Genomic DNA, 18,259 nt, shown 5'->3' with positions numbered 1-18,259 from the left:
AATAGTTGGAAAATCAGCAGAGGCATATTATATGTTATTACAGCATGAAGTTTAATGCTGATAATGGTAATAGTAAAGGATTATTTTTGATTATTAATGAAAAAAAACTAATATTCAAATCGAGAGAAAATTTTATTGCTGAAGATTTAAGAGAAGCACATATAAAATGCTTAAAATGTTTAATGGCGGAAATTGAAAGATTAGAGATAAAAGGCAAGATAACTTCTGACGATAAAGTTTATATTAATACTGATTCTAAGGCAGTATTAGATAAAATAAGTGAAATTTTAAATGGATTCAAGGAAAATAAATGTAGTATAAAAAAATTATCTAAAATAGCTTTAAAATTACAATGGCATAGAAATTGGGAATTGGTTTTTAATAAGAATAATAGTAAAGAACTGTATAAGTTTTTGAAAGAGTTTTATGGTAATAATAAAAAAATAAAGGATTTAAAAAGAAAAAATAAAGAAAATAATGATACTAAAAATATAAATAAAATATTAGAAAACAATAATTTAGATATTATATTTTTTGATTTTGAAATGAATTGTACCAATGTTGAAGGTGTAAATAATGAAATAATTTCAATTGGAGCAGTAAGATATAGTAACAATAATAATAAAGTATTTTACTCTTATATAAAACCATCTTTTAATTCGGTTTTAAGTGATCGTTGCAAAACATTAACAAATATAGACCAAAAGGAAATAGATAATGCAGACTATTTTATAAAAGTTTTTTCTAGATTCGAAAAATGGGTGGGAGAAGATGATGTAATTTTTATAAGTTGGGGAAATGATGATATAAGAGCTTTAAAAAGAGATGTAAGATTAAATAAATGCGATCTTTCAATCATAAATAAAATGATAGATAATTATGGTAATTTTCAAGCTGTTTTAACCAGGCACTTAAATAGTAAGACTCAAATTTCATTAATAAATGCTCTGAAAGCATATGATATTCAATTTGAAGGTCAGCAACATAATGCCCTTGATGATGCTTTGAATCTAGGTAAGGTATATATGAAATTTAGGGAAGAGTTAAAAAATAAAGAATCTATAAAAAGTAATAATTAATAGTAAAGAATTAAATTTTTCTTAATTCTTCACTATTAATTATTTGTAAGTTTTAATGAAAAGTAGCTAATTAAGATTTATATATTTAGTAAAAATTAAGGATGAAAGATACGAATTATAATTAAAACTCCACCATTAATGTCTTTGGAGCTTTTTAGAACAAGCTCTATTTTAGAAATTCACTAACAGTGAATTTCATCTTATAATTTTTAAGAGGTTAGGCTATTTTTATAAAAAAATTATTTTCCATAGTATATTTTAAATTTTCATATTATATTTCTATAGTTTATAATTATCTAAAATTTAATGATATAATATAAGTGTTAAATTTTATCTCTTACTGGGAGGAAATAATGAAAATACTAACTTTTGATGAATTATATGATAAGAATAGAGAAGATTTGTACAATTTTATAATTAATTTAGATGAAAATTATAATAGAACTCTTGAAGATATGATAAAACTTTTTGAAAGTGAGGTTTTTAATTACGGAAAGCATGTTTTTATTATCTTTGAAGATGGAGATATAAAAGGGGCAATATCTGCCATAACAAGAGAGATTAAAATCTCTGGAGATGGATATATTACTGATACTTACATAGAGGAAAAAACATTACAGAAAAATCCTAATATATTATCTTTATTAATGAGTAAAGCAGAAAAAACTTGTAATAAGGCTTTTAGTAAGAGAATAATTTTAGGTATTAGAAATAAAATCATGTATTTATCACCTTATATAGAAATCTATAATTTTAAATATATTCATGATGCCATCATTATGAAGTATGATTTTGATAAATTATCACAGTTGCAAAGTAATATAGAAGTAGAATTTATTCCTTTGACAGAGAATAATATTAGTGAATTTAGAATAATTCACAATGAAGCATTTAAAGGTATTCCTAATGCTGGAACTTTAAGTGAGGAAGAGGTAGAAAATTTTATTCATCAGTATAAGGGAAATGAAGAACTTATAGGTATAGTTAAAGAGAATGGTGTTAATGCGGGAATCTATATGTTAGCGGATATAGATAATGAAGGCTGGATTGATAATATTGGAGTATTAAGTAGCTTTAGAAAAAATGGAATAGGAAAGGCTATAATTAACAAATCTATTCAATTATTAAAAAAGAGAAATGTAAGAGCAATTAAGCTTTTAGTTGTAAGTTCAAACGAAGTAGCTTACAATTTTTATGATAAATATGAATTTAAGGAAGAACTAATTTTTTCTAAATGGTTTGAGAAGAAAGTGGAAAAACATATTGATAAGATATAAAGTTATAAATTAAGTAAAGCGATAAAGAAATGTGATTTTTTTGTATCCTTTGATGTACAATAGTAATATAGATAAAAACTTTCAGCCATGATATGCTAAGAATATATTAATGAAGCATCTTAATAAAAATAATATACTAATATTTTAGTAAATTTTGTATTATACTATGTTATAGGAACTAATATAGATATACCAACTCTAAAATTAATATATATGTGAAAATAATTGTTATTTCTTAGCATTATAGTTGAAACTATTAAATTCACAATTCACAGATCACAATTCACAATTATGGATATTTCTCAGTGGTAACTGAGAAATTTAGAATTGATTAAAAATAATTTCCACCTTAATTATGAATTTTGCATTGTGAATTAGAATGCTTAAGGATTTAGTTATATTGAGCTATGTATTAGATTTAGGATAAGTATATCTATATATAATAGAGCCCACTAACATTAAGTTATATGAAAGATGTTATACAGTAAGAACAAAATTTTTTAGATGCTTAAATTAATAACTAGGCATAAATTCTTGGAATATATTTTAATACTAATTTTAGGCTAAAAATAAAAGTGTAATGTAGTTTGTTACACTTTTATTTTTATGTTTTTAGGGAAAACTTATATTTTATTAACAGGACAATAAAATAGTTTAAGAGAAAATCTAGTATATATCTACTTTAGAGTAAATCTCGTTGTATACATTTAACGTGTTTTTAGCTGTATTTTCCCAAGAATATAATTGCGCTCTTTCATAGCCACTATTTCCATAATGTGTTCTTAAATTTTCATTTGAGAGCATTTCACCTATGGCATTAGAAAGTTCATCTATACTGTGAGGATTTACGAGCATACCACTGTCACCTACTACTTCAGGTATAGATGTTACATTAGAAGTTATAACTGGAGTACCACAATTCATAGCTTCTAATGGAGGAAGTCCAAAACCTTCATAAAAAGAAGGGTAAACAAAAGCTTCACAGGCATTATAATAAAAGGGGAGATCTTCTTCATCGGCAAAACCTGTAAATAATATTTTATCTGTCATATTTAACTTATCTCTAAGCTTTACCAATTCTTGAGAAGCATCTTTATAAGAACCTACAATTACAAGACTAAATTCTTTATCTAAATCTTTATATATTTTTGTAAAAGCTGAAATTAGAGAGTGTACATTTTTTCTTTCACTAAATCCACCTAAATATAATATAAAAGGTTTGTCTATATTATATTTTCTACTAATAAACTCTTTGCAAATCTCTTTATTTAGAGGCTTGTATTTTATATCTGCAGCTAAAGGGGTTACAAAAATTTTATTTTCATCTATAGGAAAAAATTTTAATATATCTTTTTTACTGTACTCAGAAACAGTAATTATACCGTGAACTTGCTCTATAATGGTAGGCATTTCTTTTAAAAATTTTAGTAAATATCCTCTACCTACAGTTTCAGGCATAATATAAGGTATTAAATCATGTATAGTAACTATTTTCTTGCAATGTATAGAAGAATTTAGTCCTATACCATTTTGGGGGATATGATATATGTCAATATCTTCAGATTTCATATTATAAGGAAAATAATGATCTTGAAAAAATCTATGATATTTTTTTGATGCCATTACTATTTTACTATTATTTTTCTCAAACTTTTCATAGTCTTCTCCAGACCAATAAATATGATAATAATTACTTCTATCTATATTGAGTAGATTTTTTAGAACATTCTCTGTATAAGTACCAATTCCTGTTCCTGCATACCAATTGATACCCCTAGCATCAATTGCAATCCTCATAGAATTTCACCCCTTATAATTAATATAAATTAACAACATTTTTCTTTATAGTAATTAATTTAACAATGAAAATGGATAATTCATAACTATAAATATATCTCAATAGTAATAATAATTTTTAGTGTGATAGATGATAATAAAATGCTAAAAAATTACAGTTATTCTACTACATTATTAAGTTTAAAAATAGTATTACTATAAAGGAATAATAAACTAAAACTATATATTACTATATTAGTTTAATTAAAAATATATGTTACAAACTTTACAAATTAAAACACACATTACAAATACTTTTCATATATTACAAATAGAAGACTGTTTTGGAGGGAGATTTTTGAACCTTTCTACTATTAGCCAATTAGTTAAAGAGAACTATAATCTTGATATAACTTATGTAGAAAAAAATAAAAGTGTATATAGAGTGGAAACTCCTTATAATATCTATTGCTTAAAAGTCATAGGTTATGAATTTGAGCATTTTTTATTTATATTGGGGGCAATTAAACATCTTCAAAACAATGATTTTAATTATGTTCCTGAAATAATTAAAACTATAGATGGATTAGATTATATTAAGGTATATGACAATTATGCTTATCTGACTCCGTGGATAAATGCAAGAGAAAGTAATTATGATAATCCTTTTGATGTTAAAAATGCGGCTAAAAAATTGGGAGAGCTTCATAGTAAAAGTGAAAATTTTATTATAAAACCAAATATGCAACCTAGAATTGGCTGGTTTAGATGGATAGAAACTTACAAGATAAGAAAAAACGAAATTTTAGATTTTAAGAGAAGAATTGATAAGAAAGAATGTAAATCCCAATTTGATTTGACTTATCTAAGCATTATGGAAGAAGAATTAAAAAGATGTGATAACAGTATAAAAAATCTTTTGAACAGTAAATATATAGAAAAAATGCAAGGTCATGTTTGCAATAAAGGATTTTGTCATCATGATTATGCTCATCATAATGTATTGATTAATCATAACGGAGATATAAATATCATAGACTTTGATTATTGTATATTAGATTCTTATCTTCATGATTTAAGTAGTCTTTTAATTAGGAAGATGAAATATAATAAATGGGAATTGGATAGTGCTAGGGAGATTCTAGATGCTTACATGGAGACTCATAGATTAGATCAAGATGATATTCCTATAATGGCAGCATTTATGGAATTTCCTCAAGATTATTGGCAAAGGGGTATTCAATATTATTGGGAGGAAAAACCATGGGGAGAAGAATTTTTTCTAAAAAAATTAAAATTTTTCTGTGATGATAGAGAAGAAAAACAAGAGTTTATAGAGAGTTTTAGAAATCTCATAATCTAAGGCATCTTCAAAAAAATAATAAACCAGTATGTTAGCCTATTTTTCATCATACTGCGTTGTCAGAACCTGTCCATAGAAGCACTATGAACAGAACCTGACGCCTTGCCTGATATAAAATATACTAACATCTTTAGTTTATTATTTTCTTTCAGATGCCTAAGCTTATCATTTTAAATGGAGGGGTGTTATGTCATATAAAAAAGATGAAGAAAACAGAATAGAAAACTATGAAAGAGATTATGAAGAGGATGATGTACTAAAAACAGTGGATGACTATGATGAGAAGTTAAGACAAATGGAGGAGCATATTAAGGAACTTAAAAAAATTAAGAAGAGACAAAAGAAGCTTCAAGAACTGGAACAAGAGAAGCAAGAAATATTAAATAAAATGGCTAGAAGGCTAAAAAGAAAGCACAAGTAGGGGTGGTGCTATGAGAAAATTTTTCTATGATACTTTTGGAGAATATCTAAAAGAAAAAGGGATTAAAAAGATAGATTTTATATTGAAAGATAATAAATCATTGAGCAAGAGCGGTTTAGATGAAAGGGTAGCTAATCAACTACAATTAATTTCTGAATTTCATGCTAAATCTTGTGGTTTTAATGGTTATTTAAAAAGAAGAATAAATAATGACACTTGTAAACTAGTTGAAGAATATAAAGTACAAATAAAGAGATTTTCTAAGTATATGGAAACGATAAAAGAAGTTGGGTCTAAGAATGAATTTGAGAAATTAATGATGGTTAATGGCGATAAATATTTAAAAAGAGCGGAAGAATGCATGAATTATATTTATAGTTCAAATTATATGGACTTAATTTCAAGAAGTATGAAAAATGTTGAGGTATGTCTAAGTGATGTAGGATTTGATAATTTAGATAAGGGAGAAACTTTAGAAATAGTTAATTTTTACGACATAGCCTATAATATGGTTGAGATGGATGCCTATTACTTATTATCTAAGCTTAAAAGAAAAGGTGCAAACTTAAATTGGAAAAAACATGTTAAGAAATTTTGCGAATTAGAAAAGCTGGATAATAACAGTGAAAGATTTATATTAGCAATGCTATCATATCCTCATGAATTTATGAAAATATATGATAAGTATAGAAAAAACAAAAAAAATTGGAGTGATAAAGAATATAGTAACAAATTAATAAAGGCTATGGAGGAGGATGGTTTTTCCCTAATAGGTGAGGTGGAGCAATGATAGAGGGAAGATTTAGAGATAAAGACTTTTTGTGTAAATATGATTTAGACATAGGACTTTTTAAAAAATATAATTATAAGGTCAATGATATAATACCGATTAGAAAGCTATTTATAATTTCCACTAATAAGGGAAATAAAATATTAAAGAAGTTAGATTATGATTTAAATCATCTAGAATTTATAGATAGTGCTATTAAGTATATAGAAAATAATAATTTTAAGAATACTTTTAGCTTTGAAAAGAACAAAAAAGGTGAAATATATACTAAACATTATAATGACTATTATGTAGTTATGAACTTAATTGAAGGAAGAGAATGCGAATTTAATAATCCCATAGAGGTTAGTATGGCATCTAGGGCACTTTCTAAGCTTCATTTGTCATCTGAAGGCTTTAGATATAAAGAAAATACTTATAGATACATGGTAGGAACTCTAATCGATAATTTAGCTAGAAAAAAAGAAGAACTTTTAATTTTTAAGAACTTAGTTAAAACTTATGAAAATAAAAAAGAATTTGATGAAGTTTTTATAAAAAATGTAGATTATTATATAGAGGAAATGGATAAAAGTATAAAAATTTTAAACTCATCTCCATATTTAAAACTTTGCAGCGAAGAAGATAAAATAGTTTTATGCCATCATGACTTAGCATATCATAATATATTAATCAAAGATGATGATGTTTATTTTATAGATTTTGACTATGCAATTATAGATTTAAGAGTCCACGACCTCTGTAATTTTATAAATAAAGTAATTAAGAATTTTGCCTTTGATTTTGAAAAAGCACGTAATATAATAAATTGTTATGAAGAAAATATAAGTCTTGATAATAGAGAATTAGAAGTATTATATGGAATGTTATATTTTCCAGAGGATTTTTATAGTGTAAGTAAGAATTACTATAAAAGAAAAAAATTATGGACAGAAGACGTATTTTTATTTAAACTCAAAAGAAAACTAGAATATCAAGAGGAGAGAAGAGCGTTCTTAGAGCAATTTAAAAATTATTATAATGTAAAATATTAACATAAAAGAATAGCTATGATGAGGTTATAGCTATTCTTTTTATAATGTAAGCATATAATAGCATTTCAGAAAGAAGGACTTCTAAAAGAATCATCGTAAATATTCCACCAGTAGCAAAGTTATCAAAATTAATTACAAATCCATTTTATAAGCCAAAGTATACTCAATTCAGTTTAAATATTTGAAATAAAAAATTAAGGAGTGAGATATTTGAAGAAAAAAATTGTACTTATTATATGTTTTTTATGTGTTTTAGTAGGAGTAGTTATTTTTTATAATCGTCCTATGAATAATATTGAGTATACTAAGAAAAATAGTAGAGATTTAAAGCTTAATGATATTAATGATAATAATGACTTAGATTTAATATGGGAAGATATAAAAGATAAAGTATATAGTATAAATATAATATATAAAGAAGGACAATGTTATGATTATGGTTGGTTGAGACCAAAGTATTTTTATAGCATTACCACAGATTTAAAAAATACTTTAAAAGAAGCTGATATGGAAAAGGGGAGCAAAATAATTGTATTAGATAATAAAAGAAGTCCATATAAAAAGAAAATTTTTAAAGAGTGTTTTTCATTTTCTGATGTATATGAAGGTCATGAGACCTTACATGTAGATAAAAAGCTTTTTGAAACTAATAAAGGTGTAACTACAGATTATTTTCAATCAATAATAGTGATAGAAAATCCAACTCCAATTAAGTGGTGTTGGGAAGATTTTAATAAAAGACAAATTTCAAATAAACGTTAAAAAATTTACAATAAGTTCAAAACTGAATATAAATAAGAACTGCTTTAGAGTTAAATTTTTAAATTAATTCTAAAGCAGCTTTTTTATGCAATTCTAAAATAATCTAAAAAAATTATTTTAATAATTTATTATAGTGAAAGTATTGTTTTATAAGCTTTTAAAGTATCTAAGGCTGTTTTTTTCCAAGACAAGAAGTTATTTTTTATAAAGCCCTTATGAATAAGCTCCTGTTTAATATTTTCATCCATTAAGACCTCATATAATTTACTACTCAGCTCATCAATGTCATTAGGATTAAATAATACTGCTGCATCTCCTACTATTTCAGGTATAGAAGTTACATTTGAGGTTATCACAGGAATTCCACAAGCCATAGCCTCTATAGGTGGTAAACCAAAGCCCTCATAAAATGATGGATAAACAAATAGTGAAGCAGAATTATATAAATAAGGCATGTATTCCATAGAAATAAATCCAGGGAATATAACATAATTATCTACGTTATATTCTTCAGCACATTTTTTGTACAGTTCATAAGATTTACCTTTATTGCCTGCGATAACTAAATTATGAGATTCTCTTATATTTTTAGGTAATTTACTATATGCCTTTATAAGACCTAAAATATTTTTTCTAGGACTAAAGCCACCTACATATAAAATATAGTTATTAGGGAGAGAATACTGCTTTTTTAAGATAGAACTTGCTATAACTTTGTTTATAGGTTTATATATATTTTCACTAGCAAGATAAGTTACAAAAATTCTTTCTTTAGGATAATTAAAATCTTTAGATATATCTTCTTTAGAAAACTCCGAAACAGTAATTATACCATCAGAGTTATCTACAATGGATTTCATTTTAGTTGTAAATATTTCTAAATATCTATCACCTACAGTTTCAGGCATATGAATAGGAATAGTGTCATGAAGAGTTATAATAAAAGGACACTTTTTCTCAATAGGAAGCCCTACTCCATTTTGAGGAACATGATAAATATCTATATCTTTTCCATTTAATATATTAGGTATATTAACTTCATCCCAAAAGTTAGAAGATTTACTTTCTTTAATAGGAGAAAGAAAAAAATTATTTTTAAAATCTATTTGACTATTATAATTTTCAGCAGTAAACAATAAATATTCATTTATGAAGTCTACTTTATTTAATGAATTTATCAATTGATAAGTATACGTACCAATACCTGTTCCTCTATACCATTTAGCTGCTCTTGCATCTATTCCAATTTTCATATTAAAACTCCTTAAACATACTTTTTTCGGATACCTTTAGAAAAGTTACTATTAATAAATTATATTAATTAGGTATAGAAAAATATGTTATGGTCACATAAGATATATAACAAATATTAATATTAGACTTATAGCAAACATATACTATTTAATACGATAACTATATAAACTAACATAGTTGTTTATTTAAGTATTTTAGTTCATAACTTTAGGCAATGAAAAACTTAAGACAATGCATAATTTACAATTCACAATGCACAATTGAGGAGGAAATTAGTTTTAATCAAACTATTTCTCTAATTGTTTTTTACTAGCAGTACGATTGCTAGTTTTCCACCTCTGGGGAACAGTTTAATCAATGGAGAATTGAGAATGCAAAATTGACAATTATAGTTGAAATTAATTTTATAAATTAATTTCTTCAAAAATTCTCCATTGTCGATCGTCACTTCTCAATTGTATAACTGAGAAGTTCCTATAATCATATTCTAAACGCATATATAAATACATATAAATTATAGGGGAGGTGTTAACTATGATGAGAGAATTTGAGATTGAGCGTCAATTTGATATTAAAATAGAGAGTATAAAACCTAATAAAGGTGTGTACTTCTTAAAGACCGATGATGGCGCAAAATGCCTTAAAAAAATTAATTATGGCACTCAAAAGTTATTATTTGTATATGGTGCAAAAGAGCACTTATATAAAAGTGGATTTCTAAATATAGATAGGTATTTTTTAAATAAAGAAGGGAATCCTTATGCACTGGTAAATGAAGATATTTATACTTTATCTCAGTGGATTGATGGTAGAGAGTGCGACTTTTATAATGATGACGACTTAGTTATAGCAGCAAAAAATTTAGCATATATGCATATCGCTTCTAAAGGATACGAACCACCTGAGAATAGTAAATTGAAATCAGATTTAGGAAGATGGCCACATCTTATTGAAAAAAGAATTAGATCCTTTGATAAGATGAAGGAAATGGTGAGGAAAAAGAAAAATCATAAATATGAATTTGATATTAACTATTTAAAGACTGTAGACTATTATAAAGATTTAAGTAAAAAAGCCTTAGATAATCTTAACTCTTCTGATTACTTTGAAATTTGTAGACAAACAGAGGAGAGTAAAAGTTTTTGTCATCATGATTACACATATCATAACATAATAATTAATGATAATAATGAAGTTAATGTTATTGACTTTGATTATTGTAAGAGAGAAGTACGGGTTTATGACATATCAAACTTTTTAATTAAGGTGCTAAAAAGAAGAGAGTGGGATATTAAATATGCTAATTTAATAATAGAGGCATACAATAGTATAAGTCCACTTACAAAAGAAGAATATAAAGTTTTATATTCATTTTTATTATTTCCTCAGCGTTATTGGAGATTATGCAATAGATATTATTATAACGAAGTAAATTGGATTCAAAACACCTTTAACAAGAAGATGGAGGAGTTAATCTCTGAACAGGAAAGATTCACAACATTTATTAGAGAATTTAGTAATATTTATAATTTGGAATAATTTATCCATTGTAGTTAATTAAAGTTATGTAATTGCATTAATTACATAGCTTTAATTTATTTATGTGTTAGACATAAGATAGAAAAGAATTACTCAAAGAAGGTAACATATTTTGTGTTAGAAAAATGAATAAATTTCCATCCAATATAAGGGAAAACAGAGGATATACTATCTGGCTATTTTTAAATCTATCACCTTAATTTGGCATTTTCATATCATATTATTATAGCTAGTTATATGGAGAGGATTATGTATGAAAATAGGAGATATTGTAGTAAGAAAGTCTTATGATGGAGATATAGCTTTTAAAATTATAGATATTAAGGAAGAGAACGGAAAAGAGGTTTATGTATTAAAAGGATTAAACATAAGAATTGAGGCAGATTGTTCCAAAGATGACTTGGAACCTGTATCTAGAGATAGATTAGGAGAAATAGATAAAGTTTTTAATAAAAAAATAAATTCCTCTATTAAAAAAATATTGCTATCTAGAACTTCCAATTATAGAGGTGAAGCTGCTGAAGTATTAGATAAATCTTATTATGATTATGTAAGAAGAGAAAAAACTGGACTACAAAATAGAGAGTTATTTTTTGGAAGACCAGGTAAAGTGCTTCATGTAGATGGAGATCCTAATTATCTTCAAGTATGCCTTAAGACCTACAAACAACTTTCAATAGATGCTGTAGGTAGAATAATAAATGAAAAGGAACAACCAAGTAAGATATTGGATGTAGTTAAAGAAGTAAATCCAGATATAGTTGTTATTACAGGTCATGATGGTATGACAAAGGGTGTAACAGATTATATGAATCTAGATAACTATAGAAATTCTAGAAACTTTGTAGAGTGTGTATCCAGATTAAGAGAATATAAATCAAATTATGATGACTTAGTTATTTTTGCAGGGGCTTGTCAATCATGTTATGAAGCACTTTTAGATGCAGGAGCAAACTTTGCTAGCTCGCCTAATAGAGTTTTAATTCATTGTTTAGATCCCGTGCTTATATGTGAAAAGATAGCTTATACAAGTATCGACACTATAGTAGATATTCAGGATGCAGTTCAAAATAGTATAACAGGGATAAAAGGAGTCGGAGGGCTTCAAACTAGAGGAAAATATAGAGAAGGATTTCCTAAGTCTCAATATATAAGATAATTAAAAAAAATAATACCTAAAAGTCAAAAATAATTTTTATGCCATAAATTTATTTTCAGAAAAGTGACTTAGTCACTTTTCTTTTTTCTAAGAAATTACTAAATAACTTTAATGAAATGATAGTTGATTATTGAAGGAATATCTATAGATCTTTCATTTTCAATTTTTATTTATGATGTTATCTTTAGTTTCTATATTAAAAAAACTTTTAAATAAACTTTGCTAATTGTTAATAATTTAAGAATAAAAATTATATAAGTATAGTAATCTTCAAATACAGCCATACTAAAGTTACACAAGTGAGTTCATATTTAAAAACACATGAAAATTCAACCAATCCTTAGCAAATATAATTTAGTTATAAAATTATCAAAGAATTTCCCGTATAATTATTATTGACAACGATTAATTAAAAGTGATAAAATTATAAGTTTTATTTTGACATAAATATAATTTGGGCGTATAATATAAGATGAAAGAAGGTGTTTACCATGCAAAGAAGGGATGTACTGACTTCAATTAAAAAAGATATTGAACGTCATGTTGGCGAGAAGGTAACATTAAAAGCTAATGGTGGCAGAAGAAAAATACTAATAAATGATGGTATTTTAGAAAAAACTTATGATAGTATTTTTGTCATCAGATTGGAAAACGGATCTCAGAGGACTGTTACATACAGTTATTCGGATGTACTAACAAAGACTGTTCAATTAGTATTTGCTGGATAAGGTTTAGACATAAATAAAGAAAAACGATACAAATTTTATGTATCGTTTTTCTTTTTTTATGTTAATTAGATTAGATTTTAAATTATATTTATTATTGTACATCTAATATATATTTGAGTAGTTATCTTATTTTAGGACATGTTAATATAAACAAATTAAATTTTATCTCTAAATAAAAAAATGAAAGATGGGGTATCCATCTTTCAGCTATGGTATAAAAGGGTATTGAGAATTTATGAGAGGTTATATGGTCAATAACCATCTTTATAATAGAACAAATATCGACAAATGTCAACAAAAAGAATAAAAAAAATTAAAAAAAATATTTAAACTATCATAATATGACGAAAATGAGAATTTATTGTTTTGTATTTCAGTCATATTTTTATTGAGAGATATATATAAATTATTAGTAGGTATTTATAGGAGGGATTAAGTTATGGATTTGAATCTAGTTAAAGACAATATAGACTATGAACAATCGTTAGGTGAAAAATCTCAAGATATAGTTATAAAAGAAGAATACGTAGTACCAGATACTCTTCCAGATGTAACTGAAATATTGATGCTTGATGCAACACCGTTAGTTACTAATAAAGAAGTAATGAATGGAAAAGTAGTAGTAGAAGGCCAAATTCAGTTTAATGTTTTATATATGGCTAAGGAAGATGAAAATACTGAAGCTCATGCAATTACTTATAATACTAAATTTAATACTAATCTTGATGCTCCAGATGCAACAGATGATATGCTCTGCGAAGCAAAGGCAGATATGGAACATATTCATTGTATAATAGTTAATGAGAGAAAAATTTGTATTCAAGGTGTTATGAATGTTGAATGCGAAATTATTAAAAAAAATAGCTTTGAAATAGTTAAGCATGTTGATAGCAATAATGACATTCAATTCTTAAAAAATCCTATGATAGTAGATAAGGTTGTAGGACAATTCCAAGGAGAAATTATAGGTAAAACTGATTTTAAGATAGATATGGATAAGCCTGAGATAGGTAGAATAGTTAAATGCTTTATTACATTAGGAAAAAAAGATATTAGACTTTATGATGGTGGAATTCATATAGAAGCTGTTGCTAATGTTCAAGTCTTATATAAAGCTAAAAATTCTAGAGAGCTTATATGTGTAAGTGAAAATGTATTATTAACGAAGGAATTAGACGTAGAAAAAATATCACAAAGAATGGAACATAATACAGACTTTTTAATTCATCCAATTGAATGTGAAGTTAAGGAAGATGATATGGGAGAAAATAGGATATTAGAAGTAGAATTTTTAGTTAAAACTACTACTAATGTTATGAGTAAAGACGAAATCGAAATGATAGAAGACGCTTATTCTCCAAGTAAAATAATTAAAATGGAAAATCAAGATTTTGATATGAACGTAGTTCAAGGAAATGTTGGAAACGAGACATTAGTTAAAGGTGATATTGAATTAGATAATGATATACCGAGGCCTAATAGGATTATAATGGCTACAGGTACTGTTAATATTACTGATAAAAAAATTATGGAAGATAAAGTGGCTTTAGATGGAGTACTTAAGGTAGATGTATTATATTCTACTAATGATGAAAAAGATTATGTGGCTTCTGTAAGTGATGAGATACCATTTACTACAACTACGGATGTAAATGGTGCTAAGATAGATATGAATGCTATATGTAAAATGTATCTTGAGATGTTAGAGGCAAGCATTGAAGCAGGTAACATTTGTATAAGAGCAATAGTTAGGAATTACTGTAAGGTACTATATACAGTTAAGAAAAAATTCTTGACAGAGATGATGCCAATAGAAGGGGAAATGCCTGATAAGAAAGCTAGTATAACTATTTATGTAGTTCAACCAGGGGATACTTTGTGGCAAATAGCTAAAAAATATTATACAACTAAGGAAGAGGTCATGAAGATTAATGAATTACAAGAAGAAAATGATATTAAACCTATGGATAAATTGATTATACCAGGTAGAGCAGTAATGTAAAACAAAGTTGCAAGGGGTTATCCTTGCAGCTTTATTTTATGTTTTTAAGAATAAAAAATTAAATGTAATAATTTTTAATTTATATTTTTGGATAAAATTGTATAATCAAAAACTTACTAACTCTTTAAAAAAAGCTTATATATCTGTTATAATTATTATACTATACTAATGAGAAATATTTTTTATGGTGGTGAATTAGATGAAGATTAAAGCTTATGGAAAGATAAATATATCCTTAGATATAGTAGGGAAAAGAGACGATGGATATCATTTATTAAAAATGATAATGCAGAATATAGATATATATGATGAGTTGGAGTTTGAAAAGTGTGATGATGGAATACATATTAAATGTAATAAGCATTTTCTTCCTGTAGATAGCAACAACTTAGTTTATAAATCAGCAGAGTTATTTAAAAATACATATAGAATTTCTGAAGGAATTAAAATAAATATTACTAAAAATATACCTGTAGCTGCGGGGATGGCAGGGGGAAGTGCTGACGCTGCAGCAACTTTAAAAGCTATGAGAGATTTATACAGAAATGATGTAAGTGATGAGGAGCTTATGGAATTAGGACTTAAAATAGGTGCTGATGTACCATACTGCATTTTAGGTGGCACTGCACTATGTGAAGGTATAGGAGAAGTTATAACTCCATTAAAGTCTTTCAATAATCATATATTAGTTGTAGTTAAGCCTAACTTTGGAGTTTCTACTAAGGAAGTTTATAAAGCTTTAGATATAAAAAAAATATTTAAACATCCTAATACAGAAGGATTAATTTCTGCCATGGAAAATAATGATATAGAATTTGTAAGTAAAAATATGAGAAATTTACTTGAAAATGTTACAATAAAAAAATATCCTTTTTTAAAACATATAAAAGAAGAAATGATAAAATTAGGTGCATTAGGATCAATGATGAGTGGAAGTGGTCCTACGGTATTTGGTTTTTTTGATGATATGTTAAAAGCTCAAAGATGTTTTGAAAAGTTAAAAATTAAATATAAGGAATGTTTTATAACAAGAACTATATAAAAACGTGGCTATTAGTCACGTTTTTATTTTGTAGTGATTTTATTTAAGGTATCTAAAATAGTTAGTCAAAGATGGAACAAATGTTTGTATAAGATAAGATGCTAGTTTTAATATGAATAATTTTTTTCTGTAAAGCACAAAAGGTACTATTATACTGGCTAGATATCTTTGAAGATACCTATAGATTAATTTAAAACTAGTCTTGAGAATATGAATTTCTAAGTTCATATTTTTTTTTATTTCTAATTTTTGAGAGTTTATATAGTTTGGAAAAAGTATATTTTTCTCCTTTACTGTAGACAATAAGGTTACATAAAAATGCAAAAGTGAGGGTATTTTATGAAGATATTAGAAATTTTTGATATATATATATTAATTTTATGTATTTTAAATGGTGGTATTGTAGCATTTGTTGATACAGCTTATTTTAAGAATAATAATGAGATGAAAGCTTATAAAGAGGCAAAATATATAGGATTTGGTCTTATAATTTTTGCGATATCTGTATACTTAATAAGAATGTTTTATAAGTTATAAATTAAAAAAGTAGTGAAAGGAAAGGTAAAGCATGAAAGAAGTTATAAACGATACTATATATACTAGTGCAAAAGAAAATATTGAATATATTAAAAAATTACTAAAAAATGCAACAGATGTTGTTTATAGGGAATTTAATATAGATAATAAATACAAAGCTGCTATTGTTTATATAGATGGAATGGCAGATAAGATTTTGCTTAACGACTATCTTTTAGAACCACTTATGAGAAATAATGTATATGTGCAATCTCCAAATGAAATAAAAGATAGGTTAATTTCCATATCTGATATGAAAGAAATAGATAAACTTAGTGATGGAGTAAATATAGTTTTAGCTGGAGAAACTCTTTTATTTATAGATGGCTTGAATGTTTGTTATTCTATAGCAAATAGAGCATGGCCAAACAGAGGTATAGGAGAACCTTCAGGTGAAACTGCAATTAGGGGATCTAGAGAAGGTTTCACTGAAACTATGAGATTTAATACTGCATTAGTTAGAAGAAGAATAAGAGATACAAGACTTAAAATTGAATCCTCTCAAATTGGTACAAGATCAAAAACAGATGTTGTAATAATGTATATAGATGACATAGTAAATAAAGATGTATTAGAAGAATTAAAGAAAAGATTAGAAAAAATAAATCTTGATGCTATTTTAGATAGTGGTTATATAGAACAATATGTTGAAGATAATAGGTTTACTCCATTTCCACAGGTACAAAGTACTGAAAGACCAGATGTAGTAGCAGCAGCCTTATATGAAGGGAGAGTTGGTATATTAGTAGATGGATCTCCTTTTGCATTAATAGTTCCAGCAGTACTAGCTACATTTTTTCAATCTCCTGATGATTATTATAATAGATGGCTTAATGGCTCTGGTGTTAGAATTATAAGGTTGCTTGCTATAATAGTTTCGTTAATTATGCCAGCAATGTATGTAGCGGTTACATCTTTTCATACATCTATAATACCCACTAAGCTTGCATATGCTATGGCAGCTTCAAGAGAGGGAGTTCCTTTTCCGTCTTATATTGAAGTGATATTTATGGAGCTAAGCTTAGCTCTTTTGATAGAAGCCATTATAAAGTTGCCTAAACCTATAGGATCTACAATAGGTATCGTTGGAGGATTAATAATGGGGCAATCAGCTGTAAGTGCAGGGCTTATAAGTCCTATAATGGTTATAATTACTGGGGTAACGGCGATTACCACATTTTTGATACCAAACTATTCTGTAACTAGTGCTTTTACTTGTTTTAGAATATTGTTTACTATATTATCAGCAATAATAGGTTTATATGGAATTGTGGTTGGAGTAATATTTTTTCTAATACATTTAACAAGAATAGAAAGTTTCGGAATTCCTTATTTATCGCCAGCAGTAAATCTTGTTAATAGAGATATGAAAGATTTATATGTTAGACTTCCATTTGTAAAATTTAAGCAAAGACCAGAATTTATGAAGCCTCAAGACAAGATAAGGCAAAAATAAA

Annotated in this window: 16 protein-coding genes; 14 read left to right on the top strand and 2 right to left on the bottom strand. The window is 26.2% G+C overall.

Translation table 11 applies throughout. The features are described from left to right. Positions 1–44: 44 nt before the first annotated feature. Together ACY1IQ_RS19010 and ACY1IQ_RS19005 are read left to right on the top strand one after the other, a co-directional pair. Positions 45–1,079 carry a 3'-5' exonuclease gene (locus tag ACY1IQ_RS19010; protein WP_461615457.1) on the top strand — a complete coding sequence of 345 codons (1,035 nt, stop codon included), beginning with the start codon at positions 45–47 and terminating at the stop codon, positions 1,077–1,079. A 353-nt stretch (positions 1,080–1,432) separates the two neighbouring features. Then, complete coding sequence (locus tag ACY1IQ_RS19005; RefSeq protein WP_461615456.1) at positions 1,433–2,356, top strand: GNAT family N-acetyltransferase; 924 nt, start codon at positions 1,433–1,435, stop codon at positions 2,354–2,356. Between the two features lie 666 nt (positions 2,357–3,022). On the opposite strand, the gene ACY1IQ_RS19000 is transcribed toward ACY1IQ_RS19005, so the two are convergent. Then, complete coding sequence (locus ACY1IQ_RS19000; RefSeq protein ID WP_461615455.1) at positions 3,023–4,153, bottom strand: glycosyltransferase family 4 protein; 1,131 nt, start codon at positions 4,151–4,153, stop codon at positions 3,023–3,025. A 337-nt stretch (positions 4,154–4,490) separates the two neighbouring features. Here ACY1IQ_RS19000 and ACY1IQ_RS18995 point away from each other — a divergent pair, with 337 nt between their 5' ends. From ACY1IQ_RS18995 to ACY1IQ_RS18975, 5 genes are all read left to right on the top strand, one after another. Then, positions 4,491–5,495 (top strand): CotS family spore coat protein, encoded by a 1,005-nt coding sequence (locus tag ACY1IQ_RS18995; RefSeq protein ID WP_461615454.1) that lies wholly within the window; start codon positions 4,491–4,493, stop codon positions 5,493–5,495. Positions 5,496–5,682: 187 nt separating this feature from the next. Beyond that, the gene (locus ACY1IQ_RS18990; RefSeq protein WP_461615453.1) at positions 5,683–5,916 is read left to right on the top strand and encodes a hypothetical protein; all 234 of its coding nucleotides are present in this window, start codon (positions 5,683–5,685) and stop codon (positions 5,914–5,916) included. Positions 5,917–5,926: 10 nt separating this feature from the next. Next, positions 5,927–6,706, top strand: a complete 780-nt coding sequence (locus ACY1IQ_RS18985) for a hypothetical protein (RefSeq protein WP_461615452.1) — start codon at positions 5,927–5,929, stop codon at positions 6,704–6,706. Further along, on the top strand, positions 6,703–7,740 hold the full coding sequence (locus tag ACY1IQ_RS18980; RefSeq protein WP_461615451.1) for a CotS family spore coat protein: 1,038 nt from the start codon (positions 6,703–6,705) through the stop codon (positions 7,738–7,740). The genes ACY1IQ_RS18985 and ACY1IQ_RS18980 overlap by 4 nt, the downstream gene beginning before the upstream one ends. Positions 7,741–7,950: 210 nt before the next feature. Then, positions 7,951–8,502 carry a hypothetical protein gene (locus ACY1IQ_RS18975; protein WP_461615450.1) on the top strand — a complete coding sequence of 184 codons (552 nt, stop codon included), beginning with the start codon at positions 7,951–7,953 and terminating at the stop codon, positions 8,500–8,502. 128 nt (positions 8,503–8,630) lie between these two features. On the opposite strand, the gene ACY1IQ_RS18970 is transcribed toward ACY1IQ_RS18975, so the two are convergent. Continuing rightward, positions 8,631–9,755 carry a glycosyltransferase family 4 protein gene (locus tag ACY1IQ_RS18970; protein WP_461615449.1) on the bottom strand — a complete coding sequence of 375 codons (1,125 nt, stop codon included), beginning with the start codon at positions 9,753–9,755 and terminating at the stop codon, positions 8,631–8,633. Between the two features lie 535 nt (positions 9,756–10,290). Between ACY1IQ_RS18970 and ACY1IQ_RS18965 the strand changes: the two genes are divergently transcribed. From ACY1IQ_RS18965 to ACY1IQ_RS18935, 7 genes are all read left to right on the top strand, one after another. Continuing rightward, positions 10,291–11,295: a CotS family spore coat protein gene (locus ACY1IQ_RS18965; protein WP_461615448.1), complete on the top strand. Its 1,005-nt coding sequence runs from the start codon at positions 10,291–10,293 to the stop codon at positions 11,293–11,295. A 253-nt stretch (positions 11,296–11,548) separates the two neighbouring features. Beyond that, positions 11,549–12,454 carry a sporulation peptidase YabG gene (yabG, locus tag ACY1IQ_RS18960; RefSeq protein ID WP_461615447.1) on the top strand — a complete coding sequence of 302 codons (906 nt, stop codon included), beginning with the start codon at positions 11,549–11,551 and terminating at the stop codon, positions 12,452–12,454. A 491-nt stretch (positions 12,455–12,945) separates the two neighbouring features. Then, the gene (locus ACY1IQ_RS18955; RefSeq protein WP_039635127.1) at positions 12,946–13,182 is read left to right on the top strand and encodes a Veg family protein; all 237 of its coding nucleotides are present in this window, start codon (positions 12,946–12,948) and stop codon (positions 13,180–13,182) included. 439 nt (positions 13,183–13,621) lie between these two features. Next, complete coding sequence (locus tag ACY1IQ_RS18950) at positions 13,622–15,184, top strand: DUF3794 and LysM peptidoglycan-binding domain-containing protein (protein ID WP_461615446.1); 1,563 nt, start codon at positions 13,622–13,624, stop codon at positions 15,182–15,184. A 199-nt stretch (positions 15,185–15,383) separates the two neighbouring features. Continuing rightward, positions 15,384–16,226 (top strand): 4-(cytidine 5'-diphospho)-2-C-methyl-D-erythritol kinase, encoded by an 843-nt coding sequence (gene ispE, locus ACY1IQ_RS18945; protein ID WP_461615445.1) that lies wholly within the window; start codon positions 15,384–15,386, stop codon positions 16,224–16,226. 339 nt (positions 16,227–16,565) lie between these two features. Then, positions 16,566–16,763 carry a CLC_0170 family protein gene (locus tag ACY1IQ_RS18940; protein WP_461615444.1) on the top strand — a complete coding sequence of 66 codons (198 nt, stop codon included), beginning with the start codon at positions 16,566–16,568 and terminating at the stop codon, positions 16,761–16,763. 31 nt (positions 16,764–16,794) lie between these two features. Then, positions 16,795–18,258: a spore germination protein gene (locus ACY1IQ_RS18935; protein ID WP_461615443.1), complete on the top strand. Its 1,464-nt coding sequence runs from the start codon at positions 16,795–16,797 to the stop codon at positions 18,256–18,258. Position 18,259 lies beyond the last annotated feature (1 nt).

It is taken from the genome of Clostridium sp. Marseille-QA1073, from assembly GCF_054863625.1.
The sequence above is the reverse complement of the archived record's forward strand: the minus strand, read 5'-3'. Positions and strand labels throughout refer to the sequence as shown.

What these genes read in the sequence shown, in the direction of transcription:
- ACY1IQ_RS19010 (WP_461615457.1), top strand. Translation starts at nt 45, where the DNA reads ATGAAGTTTAATGCTGATAATGGTAATAGTAAAGGATTATTTTTGATT.
- ACY1IQ_RS19005 (WP_461615456.1), top strand. Translation starts at nt 1,433, where the DNA reads ATGAAAATACTAACTTTTGATGAATTATATGATAAGAATAGAGAAGAT.
- ACY1IQ_RS19000 (WP_461615455.1), bottom strand. Translation starts at nt 4,153, where the DNA reads ATGAGGATTGCAATTGATGCTAGGGGTATCAATTGGTATGCAGGAACA.
- ACY1IQ_RS18990 (WP_461615453.1), top strand. Translation starts at nt 5,683, where the DNA reads ATGTCATATAAAAAAGATGAAGAAAACAGAATAGAAAACTATGAAAGA.
- ACY1IQ_RS18985 (WP_461615452.1), top strand. Translation starts at nt 5,927, where the DNA reads ATGAGAAAATTTTTCTATGATACTTTTGGAGAATATCTAAAAGAAAAA.
- ACY1IQ_RS18980 (WP_461615451.1), top strand. Translation starts at nt 6,703, where the DNA reads ATGATAGAGGGAAGATTTAGAGATAAAGACTTTTTGTGTAAATATGAT.
- ACY1IQ_RS18970 (WP_461615449.1), bottom strand. Translation starts at nt 9,755, where the DNA reads ATGAAAATTGGAATAGATGCAAGAGCAGCTAAATGGTATAGAGGAACA.
- ACY1IQ_RS18965 (WP_461615448.1), top strand. Translation starts at nt 10,291, where the DNA reads ATGATGAGAGAATTTGAGATTGAGCGTCAATTTGATATTAAAATAGAG.
- yabG (WP_461615447.1), top strand. Translation starts at nt 11,549, where the DNA reads ATGAAAATAGGAGATATTGTAGTAAGAAAGTCTTATGATGGAGATATA.
- ACY1IQ_RS18955 (WP_039635127.1), top strand. Translation starts at nt 12,946, where the DNA reads ATGCAAAGAAGGGATGTACTGACTTCAATTAAAAAAGATATTGAACGT.
- ACY1IQ_RS18950 (WP_461615446.1), top strand. Translation starts at nt 13,622, where the DNA reads ATGGATTTGAATCTAGTTAAAGACAATATAGACTATGAACAATCGTTA.
- ispE (WP_461615445.1), top strand. Translation starts at nt 15,384, where the DNA reads ATGAAGATTAAAGCTTATGGAAAGATAAATATATCCTTAGATATAGTA.
- ACY1IQ_RS18940 (WP_461615444.1), top strand. Translation starts at nt 16,566, where the DNA reads ATGAAGATATTAGAAATTTTTGATATATATATATTAATTTTATGTATT.
- ACY1IQ_RS18935 (WP_461615443.1), top strand. Translation starts at nt 16,795, where the DNA reads ATGAAAGAAGTTATAAACGATACTATATATACTAGTGCAAAAGAAAAT.